Below are 13,962 nucleotides of genomic sequence, written 5' to 3'. Positions count from 1 at the left end.
CGCGTTATCTAATGGATTGAGGTGTTGTTGGGCATGTCACGCCGCCAGTGGAGTTTGTTCATAAGAGGGGGGAACTCTGCAGTGTTGAGTGGTCGACTGAAGAAATACCCCTGCATTTCAGAGCATTCGAGTGAATCGAGGAGTCGTGCCTGCCCCTCGGACTCTACTCCTTCGGCAATCACGCTCAGCCTGAGGCTCTGTGCGAGAGTAATCACCGCCGTGGCAATCGCCGCGTCATCCGGGTTGGTGGTGATATCGTTCACGAAGGACTGATCGATCTTGAGGGTGTTTATGGGGAGTTTCTTGATATAGGAGAGTGATGAGTAACCGGTCCCGAAATCGTCTATGGAAATATGCACCCCCAGATCGCTCAGTCGACGAAGTGTCGTTACCGTGTTTTCCACATTCTGGAGCATGATCCCCTCGGTCACTTCAAGTTCCAGCCATCGAGGGTCAAGATCCGTCTCAGCCAGGACCCTTTCCACCATGTCCGCCAACCGGAGAATCTGGAACTGCCGGGGAGAAAAGTTGACGGCCACGCGCATGGGGGGGTACTCGGCTTCCTGCCAGGCCCGGTTCTGGGCACACGCGGTGCGCAGCACCCACTCACCCAGCTGAATGATCATGCCGGTCTCTTCCGCCAGGGGGATGAACTGCTTCGGTTCGACCAGCCCCAATTCCGGGTTCTGCCAGCGCACCAGCGCCTCGAAACTGACAACACGGCCGGTCTTGACATTAACCTTGGGCTGATAGTTGAGGAAGAACTCCTCCCGCTCCATTGCCTTGCGCAGGTTCGTTTCCATGGCAAGCCGCTTGGAGGTCTGGGCATTCATGGACAGGTTATAAAGGTGGTACTGGTTCCTGCCATGCTCCTTGGCACGATACATGGCCATATCGGCATTGCTGATAAGGGTGTCGCCGTCGGTGCCGTCATCGGGAAAGATGCTGATGCCGATGCACGTGCTGACGAATAGTTCATGTTCAGAGAGAACGAAGGCTTGGGAGAAAGCATCGATTATCTTCTGGGCGACCTTGGCCGCGTCCTGGACGGTATCGAGCTCCGGCAGGAGTATGATGAATTCGTCGCCTCCCCGGCGGGCGACGATGTCCCCGTGACGTCGGCAGCTCTCCTTCAGGCGCTGGGCCACTGCCTGGAGCAGCTGGTCGCCGACCCCATGGCCGAGGGTGTCGTTGATGACCTTGAACCGGTCCAGGTCGAGGAAGAGTACCGCAAGAAGCCGGTTCTGGCCGTGGCGCTGGACCTGGGCCAGGGCCAGGCTGAGGAGCTCGTTGAACAGCTCCCGGTTGGGGAGGCCTGTCAGCATGTCATGGTAGGCGATATGCCGGATGTACTCTTCCTGCTGACGGAACTGTCGTTCCCGCCGTATGCTGTCGAGGCACTGCTCGATCGCGGAAAAAAGCTTTTCCGTCTTGACCGGCTTCAGCACATAGTGGCGAATTCCGATGTCGATGGCCTCGATGATGCTGTCGGTATCACCGGTCGCCGTCAGGACAATGATGCGGGCATTGTTGTCCAGGGACTTGATCTCCCGGGACATACAGATGCCGTCCATAGCAGGCATCTGGATGTCGGTCAGTACTATTTCAGGCCTGTGGGTGGTGAACAGCTCAAGCCCCTCCCGGCCGTTTTCCGCCACGAGGATGGCAAGCCGGGGGAATTTCCGGTGCAGGAGGAGGGCAGCCGCCTCCCGCGTCGAAGCGTTATCCTCCACATACAGGAGTGTCGCCTCCCTATGTTCTTCGGCGGTGATAACCATCGCTACCTGCGTATCTCGAGGGACTGGGTGGAGTGAGCGAAGAATGGGGATGAAAGCCGGTCAATGATACCCATGAAGTGTATCACTTCACCCGCCGTTCTCAATGGCCTGGAGGCTCGGGGCCGGGGATGACTTTCTAATAATCGGCCGTTACCTGTGCACTAATTATGATGTGGTTATCTTGAGTTATCCACTTTTCTGCACCGTTTGTGACGGTTTTCAGCTTCAGACGAATCCGTATGACATCCGCCGCAGGTAAAAATAACTATTGACACGTAATTCCGGCCAGTTAGCCCCCATGCCTTTCTAATGAGCAAAGAGCTAAAGTGCCCGTAGAAACATGACCTTTTTGAAACTTATCCACAGTTATGGAGGTTTTTTCCACAGATCTTGTGGATACACGCGATCGCGACAATTTTTCTCATGATTCCGCGCTTACCTGTGTGCAGGAGAGCCTGGATGCCTGGCGTGTTCTCCCATTGCCCGCTTTACAATCGGCCGGAATTCCGCTAGGATTTGCGCAATGAAGAAGATACTGATCGTCAGCCCCTCCGAAAATTTTCGGGAAAGAAATTCCCACCTCCTCTACAGGTCCGATTTCGAGATAACCACCGCTGCATCTGGCGAGGAAGCTCTGCAGCATCACCGCGACAGTCCTGCAGACATTGTGCTCAGCGATCTGCAGCTGGGGGATATGGGTGGAGATGAACTCTGCACACTCCTTCGCCAGTCCTCCGGCACAGCGGAGCTCTCCATCATCCTGGTCTGTCATGACCTCCCCGCCGAACTCGAACGAGCCGCCAGGAGCGCGGCAAACTACTGCCTCACCCGGCCGGTCCGACCGGTGCAGCTGCTCAAGGCTGTCGGCGACTTCGCTTCGGCCAGAATGCTCAGGGACAAGCGTGTCCCCTTGCGGGTAAAGGTGAAAACGATACGGGGAGGGATCGGATTCTACTGCATCTCCCATGATGTCAGTCTCACCGGCATCCTGCTTGAAACGGAAGAGAAGATCGAGGTCAGTGAGCGGATAAACTGCAGTTTTTCTCTCCCGGATAGTGGCTCGATTGAAACGGAGGGTGAGGTAATGCGCTACGAACGAACGATGGATGGTGGCTATAAATATGGCGTGCAGTTCAGCGGCCTGACGCGCGAGGACCGCCACAAGATAGACCAGTACGTCTCCAGCATCCCCCACGACGAGAGCCACGCCTGACGCGAACCTCGCTCTCCTCCACGACGCCATCCGCTCCTGCGCTACCTCGGCGTATCCCACGAAAAATCGGTATGTTCCCTCCCCTGCCCTAAACGACAACTTCACCATGGGTCACACCACAGCAACACATAGGTACACGGGTATTCAGGTAAGTATAGCCGTATAACAATACGCAGCCTATCCACTCAGTGCAGGACAGCTTTGAGCTTGTGTATGCCCGTGAACTTGAGGGCAATAGCCTCATCCTCTATCCGTACAACTTCACAGGAATATTCTCCAAGATAATCTCCATCCATGCTCATGCTGACTTCACAATGATCACCCACCTGAAGATCCTCGGGGGGGACGTAGAAATGAACCAGCGCGCCATCGAAGGAGATATTCTTGATCCTGGCCAGGTAATACCAGTTCCCCAGGCGCAACTGGCAATTATGTTCGTAATCCACCCTGCCGTGATGCCGGTGATCCGCCATGGTCCACCTTCCCGTTCTCACGCATATCGTTAACAAGTATTAATACTTTTGTACCATAGCACCGGGCCATGGCAAGCCCGGCACCCAAAAAACCGTGCAACCGCTGCCGCTGAACGGAGCAGTTGACTCCTCTCTGCTTCTGGGCTACTATCATCCCATCAAAGCTAGGAGCTTCTTTTCACATGTCCTCACCTGTTTTTTCTGCCATCCAGACCTTTCTGATCGAAATCAAGCCGGTTCGCAGCCGTGCACGTGGGGTGCATGTGTCGGAGGAGTTTTTCTAGGCTTAATCACAGCTTCGACAAAAACCCCACCGGCACAGGCCGGTGGGGTTTTTTTATGGGAACAGAAATACCGTGAAAGGAGAGCATGATGTCCCTCTTCCCCTCCGGACAGTGGCGACAGCATGTCGCCCTGGATATCGGCACCGCAACGACACGCATTGCCGCGGGGATGTCCCCGTCAATCGAGAAACCGTCTCGCATAGGGACGAAAAAGGCGCTTCTCCACGGGGTCGTTGTCGACGGCGAGACGACATCGGAGATACTGAGGCCTCTCCTGGACCGAACGCGGATATTCGGCATCGTCAAACCGTGCGTATTGGCCTGCGCTCCCAGCGATGCCGGAAAGGAAGAGCGGCAGCTGCTGGTCGACTCCATCATGAGAGCTGGAGCGGCAGCTACATCGGTCATCCCCGAACCACTTGCCGCCGCCATCGGGTCGGGGATCGATGTTTCTTCCCGCTATGCGCAGATGGTGGTTGATATCGGTGAAGGAGTGACTGACTGTGCCGTTATTCGCTCCAGCAAAATCACTGCTGCCTGCGCAATCAGGGTCGGCTGCGACCGGATGCGCCGTGCTGTCGTCACTGCCGCACAAGAGTCGCGCTGTGCGGATGTCAGCGAATTGCAGGCGGATACGCTACTGCGGACCTGCGGACTGACCCGTTCGGTCGAGCATGCGGGGAGCGTCATGACTGCCGTCGCCCTGCAGCCGGTGCTTGAGGAAATTGCCGGGACGATCGATGCCTTTTTGCGGGATATGCCCCATGAGGTTGGCTGTGAGATTATCGAGAGCGGCATCTGCCTGACGGGGGGTGGCGCGCTGATTCCCGGCGTACGGGACTACATGGAACAGCGGACCGGCATCGGCATTACCATCGCCCGCAATCCTCGCGCCTCGGTGGTAGAGGGTGCGCGCGCCATTGTGCCGGTTATCCTGCTGCTCAATCAATGGAGATAGTTTTCTCGGCAGCAATGCAGATAACAGTTCTGCAACTACATACTATAGGAGGACGCATCATGCAGGAACGTACGAACACAAGACAGATATTCATCACGGAGTTCGATCTGCACCGTCTGGATGTGCTGATCGAGAACGCAGGCTCCACGCAGTCGCGTGACAGCAGGAACCTGGAGGAACTGGGAGAGGAACTGCTGCTGGCCGATGTGGTCGATCCCGCCGGCATCCCCCCCGACGTCATCACCATGAACTCCAGGGTCTGCCTTCAGGACATGGACACCGGCGAGGACCTGGTCTACACGCTCGTGTTTCCCAAGGATGCCAACCTGGAGAGCGGCAGGATTTCCGTCCTGGCGCCCGTCGGCACCGCCATGATCGGTTACCGGGAGGGAGATACCATCACCTGGCCCGTACCGGGGGGGATGAAACGGCTGAAGGTCAAAAAAATCCTGTACCAGCCGGAAGCGGCCGGTGATTATCATCTGTAGCTGACGCTGTAACTAAGGTAACGAACTACCTTGAAGGGGAAACGGCGAAATGCGATTCTGCACCACAAAAGCCGCTCAGAAATGGGCGGCTTACCCTGGCGAAAAGGGAGCCGGTTTCTTGTGTAGGGCGATATATATTGCACCATCTCCTACACCATAAAAAGAAAAGGCTACAGCACTAAGCCGTAACCCTTTGATTTTATGGCGTCCCCGAGACGATTCGAACGTCCGGCCCCTTCCTTAGGAGGGAAGTGCTCTATCCTGCTGAGCTACGGGGACATGAGTGCTCTGTTTATACCCCACCCTCCCCCGCTTTTCAAGCTTAAAAGCCGTGGTGCAGGGATTCAGGATAGTTACCACCTTCAGAATATCAGGAGCGAGAAGACCTTGCCGGCGGGAAGTTTTTTCCGGCCGTCAAGAAACTCCAGTTCGGCCATGAAGCAGCACTCGACAATCTCCCCCCCCATGCTGTTCACCATGTCCACCACCGCCCCCATTGTGCCGCCGGTGGCGAGGAGATCGTCCGCTATGAGGATACGCTCTCCTTTTTTGATGGCATCGGTATGCATTTCAAGGGTGTCGGTCCCGTATTCCAGGTCGTAGGTCTTCTTGAACGTCTCGGCGGGGAGCTTGCCCGGTTTGCGGACGAGGACGATTCCCGCGTTAAGCTTGTACGCAAGGGCGGCGCCGATGATGAACCCCCTGGCTTCGACCCCCACCACCTTGTCGATCCGCTGCCCCACGTAACGATTCGCTATGGAGTCGATCATCCGCTGGTATGATTTGGCATCGGACAGCAGCGTGGTGATGTCCTTGAAAATGATCCCCTTCTTGGGAAAGTCGGGTACGTCGCGGATGATGTTCTTCAGTTCGTCCATGTAAACCTGCTCCTTGTGAGAGATTATTCCGTACGCCGCGGCAGTTCGTGGGATTCGACGATCTTGCGCAGCTTTTCCAGCGATTTTGCCTCGATCTGGCGGATCCGCTCACGGGTGACGCCGAAACTGCGGCCGATGGTGTCGAGGGTCTGGGGCTCCTTGTCGTCCAGGCCGAACCGGAGGGTAAGGATCTTTTTTTCACTCTCCGAAAGGGTTTCGAACCAGGCGCCGAGCATCTCGTACTTGTTGAGGTCCTCCAGGAGGTCTGCCGGCGACACGGTGGAGGTGTCTTCGATGGTGTCAATGAGGAAGTAGTCGTTGTTCTCCCCCATGGGGCGCTCGATGGAGTAGGTCTTCTTGAGGAGGACCATGAGCCGGCGCACATAGGCGGAGTTCACGTTCATGGCAGTGGAAACCTCCTTGATGGAGGGCTCCCGGTTCATGCTCTGCACCAGTTCCCTGGTAACGCGCAGCATCTTGTTGATGTCATCGGAGACATGCACCGGCAGGCGGATCGTGCGGGACTGATTGACCAGCGCACGCTCGATGGACTGGCGGATCCACCAGGTGGCGTAGGTGGAGAACCGGCACTCCTTGGAGAGCTTGAACCGCTCCACCGCCTTGATCAGTCCCATGTTCCCCTCTTCGATGAGATCGAGAAAGGGGAGACCGCGGTTGATGTAGCGCTTGGCGATCTTCACCACGAGCCGCAGGTTGGATTCGATCATCTTGTCCCGGGCAGCCTTCTCACCCTTGGCGATGCGTCCTGCAAGCTCCTTTTCCTCGTCGGCGGTGAGGAGCCGGGTGCGCTGGATTTCCCGGAGGTAGAGCTTGATGGCGTCGTCGAAGTGCTCCTCGACGACCTTTACCACCTCTTCCTCTGCGGCCTCCTCCTCTTCGGCTTCAGCCTCCGCTTCGGCCTCGGCGAATTCAAGGGGGTCCGGCTCAGCCTCCAGCATGTCGTCCTCAGGTTCCAGCGGCCCATCCGTTACCTGTTCCACATCTTCCAGCAGATCGCTCTTTTTCATTGCGCTCCCAGACCCGGGGACAGTGCGCCACTGCTCCGGGCAGTTCTTTCAACGATGACAGTATGTTCCCCATTGAAAACAGAAACTGATCACTTCATGATATTGTCGCGGTACGTCATTCCTCGCTCAGCCAGCCGCATTTGCCAACCAGCTTGACGAAGCGGCAGCCGACGGACTCCTCGTGGGTGATCGTCCCGTCGGCATTGCGGGTGATGCGAACGAGCACCTGCTCGAACTGGCTGCCGACCGGAATGACGAGACGGCCACCGGGGGCCAACTGTTCCACCAGGGACTGGGGAACTTCCGGCGCGCCGGCGGTCACCATGATGGCATCGAAGGGGGCCTCCCCTTCCCAGCCACCGCTGCCGTCGTCTATCTTCAGGTTGATGGTGAGGTAACCGAGGCTGTCGAGAACCTTGCGGGCCCGGAGGGCAAGGGGGCGGATACGCTCCACGGTGTAGACCCGTCCTGCCGTCTCGGCAAGGATCGCCGCCTGATAGCCGGAGCCGGTACCGACCTCCAGCACCTTCTCCGTACCCTTCAGGTGCAGCAGTTCGGTCATCAAGGCTACCATGAAGGGCTGGGAGATAGTCTGCTTCTCGCCAATGGGAAGGGGAGAATCACTGTAGGCCTGGGCCGCCATCGCCTCTTCTACGAACAGATGACGTGGCACCTTGAGCATCGCTTCGATGACCCGCCGGTCGGTTATCCCTCGTCCGATGATCTGGCTCTCTACCATCCGTTTTCTGGCTATGTCGAAATTGATCAACGTGTCGTTCTCCCCCGCGGCGGGACTATATCAAATGGAGTGGAAAAAGTCCAGCCGGACGGTGAATGGTGAAAAGCTACCGGTGAAACACCGGCCCCGAACCGGCTTTGACGGGTTTCCTGTCAGGCCGAAACCGCGTCACCCAAGATCCCACGCCTCGATTGCGGCGAATGATGCGTAGTTGGTCTGGTCAAGGTGCAGCGGAGTGACGGATATGTGACGGCGGGAGATGGCAGCGTAATCGCTCCCCGGAATGTCGAGAAAATTGAGCTCAACGGTGCCGATCCAGTAGTAATTGCGCCCCCGCGGGTCGACCTTGTCGATGATCATCCCCTCGTAGCGCCGCTTCCCCTGGCTGGTCACGAGGGGAGGGTTCAGCTGGTCCGGGGGGAGATCGGGGACGTTGACGTTGAGGAAAGTATCAGCAGGCAAGCCGTGCCGGTGGATGTGGCGGGCAAGCCGGGCGGCGAAGGCGCCCGCGGCGGCATAATTGACGCCGTCTCCCTCGGTGGCGAGGGAGACGGCGAATGCGGGTATTCCCATGAGGGTCGCTTCCAGGGCGGCGGAAACCGTCCCCGAGTAGGTGATGTCCTCCCCCAGGTTTGCGCCCCGGTTGATGCCCGAAACGACGATGTCTGGCTTGAACGGGAGAAGAGAGTGAATGCCGAGGTTCACGCAGTCTGTGGGGGTGCCGTCGATGGCAAAACGGTCATTGCCGAGAGCGGTGGCCCGCAGGGGATGATGCAGCGTCAAGGCGTGACCGACCGCACTCCGCTCCCGATCCGGCGCGACCACCCCTACCCGCCCGACCTCTGCCAGTGCGTCCGCCAGGGCGACGATCCCCGGCGCATTGATGCCGTCGTCGTTCGTGACCAGAATGTCCATGGAAGCCTCGTTGCAGGTAAGCCGAAAACGCAGGCCGAAGAAAACACAGAGGAACACGCCATCCGCGTCCTCCGCGAGTCAGGCCTGCAAAAACAAAGGGCCTGCAAATCTCTCTGCAAACCCTTGTAAAATGGTCGGGGCGACTGGATTCGAACCAGCGACCACTAGACCCCCAGTCTAGTGCGCTACCAGGCTGCGCTACGCCCCGAAATATGTATCTGTTCAGAATTTACAGAATTTTTCTTAATTGCTCGAGTTCCGCTTTTATCTTCCTGAGCAGCTCCCGTGAACTGTCGTCGGCCGGACCAGCCAGATCCTTCCCCTGCACTGCCGTGACAGGGAGTGCCAGCCTCTTCCGCGCCCCTTCTATGGTCAGTTTCTCGACATACAGCAGCCGCTTGATATCCTGAATGAGCGCCAGGTTTTCCTGGCTGTAGAGGCGCTGTCCGCTCCGACTCTTGCGCGGCTGCAACATCCCGAACTCGGATTCCCAGAAACGGAGCACCGACGGCCTGAGGGAGGTAATGGCCGCCACTTCGCCAATCCGGTAATACAGTTTATCGGGGCTGACGGCTGGCATCCATCCCCCTCCGCCGAACGCTACTTGTCGTTGATGGAGGCCTTGAGGACCTGGCTTGGCTTGAAGGTGAGTATCCTGCGGGCAGCGATAATGATTTCGTCACCGGTCTGGGGGTTTCTGCCGCGACGGTCGGCCTTCTCCTTGACGACGAAGTTGCCGAACCCGGCGATTTTTATCTTGTCACCGCTTTCCAAGGTATCTTTGATAATGTCGAAAACGAGCTCCACCAGTTCGGCCGATTCCTTCTTGGAGAAACCCACTTTTTCGTAGATCTTTTCAACTATATCAGCTTTAGTCATAACTACCTCAATACATTGAATAATCACCGCCCTGGCTCAGCAGACAACGAGGTTGGTTTATACCATAGCGGGTGAAGATAATCAACTCATTTTTACCGCACCGTAATATTTAATTTGCCGACCAATGCGTCTATGACGCGCTGGTGCATGCGGGTCACCTCGTCATCGGTGAGAGTCCGCTCCGGCGATCGATAGCGGACGCGGATGGCAAGACTCTTCTGCCCGGCGGGGATATGCTCCCCCTTGTAGAGATCGAAGATGGCAACAGATTCGATCTCCTTGAGCCGCAGGCCCCGGACACAGTCCAGCACCCGTGCTGCCGGTATCCCGTCGTCCAGCAGCATGGCAATGTCACGGGCCACATCCGGGTACCGGGAGGGGGCATGGATCGACGCCTGCTGGCTGTCATGGGCAATCAGCCGGTTGAAATCAAGCTCCAGATAATAGACCGGCTGGGAAAGACCGAAGTTTTCCTGCACGTCCGGGTGGATCTCACCAAGAGAGCCGACAGCTCTTCCCGCTACCAGTACCGTGCAGCATTTTCCCGGATGATAGAACGGTTCCGGCGTTTCCGTCCCGTACTCCACCGACGGGATACGCAGGGGAGCAAGGAGGGCTTCCGCAATCCCCTTCACATCGAAGAAATCCACCGGTTCGTTCCCCTGGCACCATCCCTCGGGTTCCCGCCTGCCGGTCATGATGGCGGCAACATGGAGGGGTTCGGCGGGAAGCTCCTGGCCGGGACGGGGATGATAGACACGGCGCATCTCGAACAGGCGCAGGTTGAGTTCGCGGTGACTGATATTGGCGGCCGTGGTCTCCAGGAGACTCGGCAGCAAGATGGTACGCATGACCGACTGCTCTGCCACCAGGGGGTTGCGGAGTTTCACCGCGTCCCGTCGCGGGTCGTCCGGGGGGAAGAGCAGCCTGTCGTAGACATCGGGGGCTATGAAGCTGAAGTTGATTACCTCGTTGAACCCCTGTGCCACCAGGAGTGAACGCACCTCCTTCTCGAGACGCTGGGCACGGGGAGGTCGATCAGAGAAGACCCTCGCTGTGGGCATGGTAACCGGGATGTTCTCGAAACCGTAGAGCCTGGCGACCTCCTCGACGAGATCAATTTCCCGCTCCAGGTCGACCCGGAATGAAGGGACGGTAACCGCCATGACATCGGGCCCGCTCAGCACGACATCGAACTCCAAGTTACGGAAGATGGCGGCTACGTCATCCGTCGTAAGGGCAATGCCAAGCATCCGGTTTACCCGGTCGAGCCGGACCGCGATGGTCCGTTGGGGCACAGGCTCGGGATGGACATCGATGAGGCCACGGGCAATTGTCCCCCCGGCCAGCTCGGCAATGAGCGCCGCCGCCCGGTCCAGGGCGCGGGTTAGGATAGCGATATCCGCACCACGTTCGAACCGGTGGGACGACTCGGTATGGAGACCGAGCCGCTTGCTGGTCAGCCTGATGGCGGTGGGGTTGAAGTAGGCACTCTCCAGCAGGATATTAGTGGTAGTGTCCTTTATTTCGGAATTCTCCCCCCCCATTATGCCGGCGAGGGCGACCCCCCGCGAGGCGTCGCGGATGGTGAGGTCGCTGGAGGTGAGCGTCCGCTCCTGGCCGTCAAGGGTGGTGAATTTCTCCCCCTCCCCTGCCCGTCTCACAATGATCCTGCCTCCCGCAAGCAATTCGAAATCGAAGGCGTGAAGGGGGTGGCCATACTCGAGAAGCACGTAGTTGGTCACGTCCACCACGTTGTTGATGGAACGCATCCCCACGGCATTGAGTCGATTGGCGAGCCAGCGGGGCGAGGGCGCGATCCGGCATCCTTCGATGTAGCGTGCCGTGTACCGCGGGCAGAGCTGCGGGTCCTCGATGACCACGCTGGCCCTGTCGGCGATGGGAGCACCGTTGTCCACGAGGGTGAAGGCGGGGTGCCGGATCTTTTTGCCGAGCTTGGCGGCGATCTCCCGGGCTATGCCGATGACGCTCAGGCAGTCCGCCCGGTTGGGGGTCAGCCCGATCTCGAAGATGGTATCCTTGAGCCCGAGGGCGGTAAAGACGGGAATGCCGAGGGGAAGGTCGGGCGGGAGGATCATGATCCCTGCCGATTCGTCGGCCAGTCCCAGTTCCTTTTCAGAGCAGAGCATGCCGCAGGACTCTTCACCCCGAATCTTGGAGCGCTTGATCTTGAAGTCGCCGGGAAGGGTGGCCCCGATCTGGGCCAGGGCAACCTTGTCGCCGGCCTTGAAGTTCTGGGCGCCGCAGACGATGCCCAGGACCTCCCTGCCGTTGTTGACACGGCAGAGGGAAAGCTTGTCAGCATTGGGATGCTGGGCACGCTCTTCGACCACGGCGACCACCACGTCATCCATCCCCTCGCCGCAAGGGGTCACAGCTTCCACTTCGAGACCGAGCATCGTCAGAAGGTCCGCCAGCTGGGAGGGGGGGAGATCCAGGTCAACGAATTCCTTGAGCCAGTTATAGGTAACTATCATAGCTTCACGCTCTTATCTTGGTTTATTAAAGTAATGCTTTAGAACTGCCGCAAAAAGCGGAGGTCATTTTCGAACAGGAGCCGCATGTCGCTGATGCCGTACTTGAGCATGGCGATCCGCTCGATTCCCATGCCAAAGGCAAAGCCGGAGACAGACTCCGGGTCGTACTGCACATGCCGGAACACCTCCGGGTCGACCATGCCGGCCCCCAGTATCTCCAGCCAGCCGGTGTTCTTGCAGACACGGCACCCCTTCCCCTTGCAGATGACGCAGGCGATGTCCACCTCGGCCGACGGTTCAGTAAAAGGGAAGAAGCTTGGGCGGAGACGGACACCGATGCCTGAACCGAACAGCTGTTTAACGAAGATAGTGAGAATCCCCTTCAGGTCGCCGAAGGTTATCCCCTTGTCCACCATGAGCCCTTCTACCTGGTGGAACATGGGAGAGTGGGTGGCATCCGAATCGCAGCGGTAGACGGTACCGGGAGCGATGATCCGCACGGGAGGTGCGTGCTTGAGCATGGTCCGGATCTGAACCGGCGAGGTATGGGTCCGAAGAAGGACATTGTCGTCAACGAAGAAGGTATCCTGCATGTCCCGGGCAGGATGATCTTTGGGAAAGTTGAGGGCCTCGAAGTTGTAGTAATCGATCTCGATTTCCGGTCCTTCCGCCACCTGAAAACCGAGGCCGGCAAAGATATCGGCTATCTCTTCAGTAACGAGGGTGACCGGGTGCCGTGTTCCCATCGGGCGGCGACGACCGGGCATGGTCACGTCGAGGCGCTCCGACTGGAGACGCAGGGATTTGCTCCGACTGCGCACTGCCGCCTGCGTGGCGGCAAGTAGTTCTTCAAGCCGGTCCCGAACCGTGTTGACAACCTGGCCGATGAGGGGGCGCTCCTCCGGCGAGAGGGCGCCGATCCCTTTCATAACCGCGGTAAGCTCACCCTTCTTCCCCAGATACCTGACCCGCAGTTCCTGGACGGCATCTTCGCTGGCGGCCTGGGCCAGATCGGCGGTGGCCTGTTGAAGCAACGCTTCAAGTTTATCCTTCATGGGTAACAACCTTCTGATAAAAAAAAGAAATGAGATACTGCTATCCCATTTCCTTTTTTATCCATCGATGTTTTCTATTAGATATTGGCCTTGGCCAGTCCGGCTATCTCCGCGAAGCCGCGGGGGTCGGACACCGCCAGGTCAGCCAGCACCTTCCGGTCGATTTCGACCTTGGCCTGCTTAAGGCCGAAAATGAGCTTACTGTAGGACAGCCCGTTTATCCGGGAAGCCGCGTTGATCCGGGTGATCCAGAGAGCCCGGAAATCCCGCTTCTTGACGCGGCGATCGCGAAACGCGTAATTGAGTGCCCGGTCCACTGCTTCGGTGGCACTCCTGAAAAGTTTGCTCCGTGCGCCGCGGTACCCCTTGGCCAGCTTGAGTACCTTGTTTCTTCTCTGTCTCGCTTTAAAACCTCGTTTAACCCTTGGCATACTCTACTCCTTTGGTTGGTATTTGCCGGATCCGCAAGGGGAGACGTTTCCTCGCGGTTCACGGACTTAAAAGCGGCAACAGGCTATGGGCGCGAGGCAATAAAAACTCCCCCTTGCCAATAGCCCAGAGCCCCGTGCCTGATTGTTACATGTACGGAATCAGTCGGGCGATATTCTTGTGGTCCACCGCTTCGATGACCGCGCCCTTGCGCAGGTTGCGCTTCCGCTTGCGGGTCTTGCTGGTCAGAATATGGCTGGTGAAGGCGTGGCTCCGCTTGATCTTGCCGGTACCGGTTTTTTTGAAGCGCTTGGCAGCGCCCCTGTGGGTCTTGATCTTTGGCATGC

15 protein-coding genes and 2 tRNA genes are annotated in these 13,962 nt (G+C 58.1%); 3 read left to right on the top strand and 14 right to left on the bottom strand.

Annotated features, from left to right (window positions below):
* Window positions 1-8: 8 nt before the first annotated feature.
* Window positions 9-1,778: a putative bifunctional diguanylate cyclase/phosphodiesterase gene (locus tag KI810_RS08295; protein ID WP_214175037.1), complete on the bottom strand. Its 1,770-nt coding sequence runs from the start codon at window positions 1,776-1,778 to the stop codon at window positions 9-11.
* A 523-nt stretch (window positions 1,779-2,301) separates the two neighbouring features.
* On the opposite strand from KI810_RS08295, the gene KI810_RS08290 reads away from it, so the two are divergent.
* Window positions 2,302-2,991, top strand: a complete 690-nt coding sequence (locus KI810_RS08290; RefSeq protein ID WP_214175036.1) for a response regulator — start codon at window positions 2,302-2,304, stop codon at window positions 2,989-2,991.
* Window positions 2,992-3,176: 185 nt separating this feature from the next.
* On the opposite strand, the gene KI810_RS08285 is transcribed toward KI810_RS08290, so the two are convergent.
* Window positions 3,177-3,464 (bottom strand): PilZ domain-containing protein, encoded by a 288-nt coding sequence (locus KI810_RS08285; RefSeq protein ID WP_214175035.1) that lies wholly within the window; start codon window positions 3,462-3,464, stop codon window positions 3,177-3,179.
* Between the two features lie 369 nt (window positions 3,465-3,833).
* Between KI810_RS08285 and KI810_RS08280 the strand changes: the two genes are divergently transcribed.
* Window positions 3,834-4,706 (top strand): rod shape-determining protein, encoded by an 873-nt coding sequence (locus KI810_RS08280; protein WP_214175034.1) that lies wholly within the window; start codon window positions 3,834-3,836, stop codon window positions 4,704-4,706.
* A 59-nt stretch (window positions 4,707-4,765) separates the two neighbouring features.
* Window positions 4,766-5,194, top strand: a complete 429-nt coding sequence (gene rnk / locus KI810_RS08275; RefSeq protein ID WP_214175033.1) for a nucleoside diphosphate kinase regulator — start codon at window positions 4,766-4,768, stop codon at window positions 5,192-5,194.
* Between the two features lie 202 nt (window positions 5,195-5,396).
* Here rnk and KI810_RS08270 read toward each other — a convergent pair.
* The 12 genes from KI810_RS08270 to rpmI all read right to left on the bottom strand — a co-directional run bounded on the left by KI810_RS08270 (window position 5,397) and on the right by rpmI (window position 13,960).
* Window positions 5,397-5,473, bottom strand: a tRNA-Arg gene (locus tag KI810_RS08270).
* 83 nt (window positions 5,474-5,556) lie between these two features.
* Entirely contained in the window at window positions 5,557-6,072 is a 516-nt protein-coding gene (locus KI810_RS08265; protein ID WP_214175032.1) for an adenine phosphoribosyltransferase, read from the bottom strand.
* A gap of 23 nt (window positions 6,073-6,095) precedes the next feature.
* Entirely contained in the window at window positions 6,096-7,100 is a 1,005-nt protein-coding gene (locus KI810_RS08260; protein ID WP_214175031.1) for a sigma-70 family RNA polymerase sigma factor, read from the bottom strand.
* A 115-nt stretch (window positions 7,101-7,215) separates the two neighbouring features.
* Window positions 7,216-7,866, bottom strand: a complete 651-nt coding sequence (locus KI810_RS08255) for a protein-L-isoaspartate(D-aspartate) O-methyltransferase (protein ID WP_214175193.1) — start codon at window positions 7,864-7,866, stop codon at window positions 7,216-7,218.
* A 141-nt stretch (window positions 7,867-8,007) separates the two neighbouring features.
* Complete coding sequence (surE, locus tag KI810_RS08250; protein ID WP_214175030.1) at window positions 8,008-8,754, bottom strand: 5'/3'-nucleotidase SurE; 747 nt, start codon at window positions 8,752-8,754, stop codon at window positions 8,008-8,010.
* Between the two features lie 131 nt (window positions 8,755-8,885).
* Window positions 8,886-8,962: transfer RNA gene (locus KI810_RS08245), tRNA-Pro, on the bottom strand.
* 21 nt (window positions 8,963-8,983) lie between these two features.
* On the bottom strand, window positions 8,984-9,334 hold the full coding sequence (locus KI810_RS08240; protein WP_214175029.1) for a MerR family transcriptional regulator: 351 nt from the start codon (window positions 9,332-9,334) through the stop codon (window positions 8,984-8,986).
* A 20-nt stretch (window positions 9,335-9,354) separates the two neighbouring features.
* Window positions 9,355-9,633: an integration host factor subunit alpha gene (locus KI810_RS08235; RefSeq protein ID WP_214175028.1), complete on the bottom strand. Its 279-nt coding sequence runs from the start codon at window positions 9,631-9,633 to the stop codon at window positions 9,355-9,357.
* Between the two features lie 92 nt (window positions 9,634-9,725).
* The gene (gene pheT, locus KI810_RS08230; protein WP_214175027.1) at window positions 9,726-12,131 is read right to left on the bottom strand and encodes a phenylalanine--tRNA ligase subunit beta; all 2,406 of its coding nucleotides are present in this window, start codon (window positions 12,129-12,131) and stop codon (window positions 9,726-9,728) included.
* Window positions 12,132-12,169: 38 nt separating this feature from the next.
* Window positions 12,170-13,186, bottom strand: a complete 1,017-nt coding sequence (gene pheS / locus KI810_RS08225; RefSeq protein WP_214175026.1) for a phenylalanine--tRNA ligase subunit alpha — start codon at window positions 13,184-13,186, stop codon at window positions 12,170-12,172.
* 77 nt (window positions 13,187-13,263) lie between these two features.
* Window positions 13,264-13,617: a 50S ribosomal protein L20 gene (gene rplT, locus KI810_RS08220; protein WP_214175025.1), complete on the bottom strand. Its 354-nt coding sequence runs from the start codon at window positions 13,615-13,617 to the stop codon at window positions 13,264-13,266.
* A gap of 145 nt (window positions 13,618-13,762) precedes the next feature.
* On the bottom strand, window positions 13,763-13,960 hold the full coding sequence (rpmI, locus tag KI810_RS08215; protein WP_214175024.1) for a 50S ribosomal protein L35: 198 nt from the start codon (window positions 13,958-13,960) through the stop codon (window positions 13,763-13,765).
* Window positions 13,961-13,962: the final 2 nt, after the last annotated feature.

Source organism: Geomobilimonas luticola (assembly GCF_018476905.1).
Lineage (GTDB): Bacteria > Desulfobacterota > Desulfuromonadia > Geobacterales > Geobacteraceae > Geomobilimonas > Geomobilimonas luticola.
This window is presented reverse-complemented; position numbering and strand designations above follow the sequence as displayed.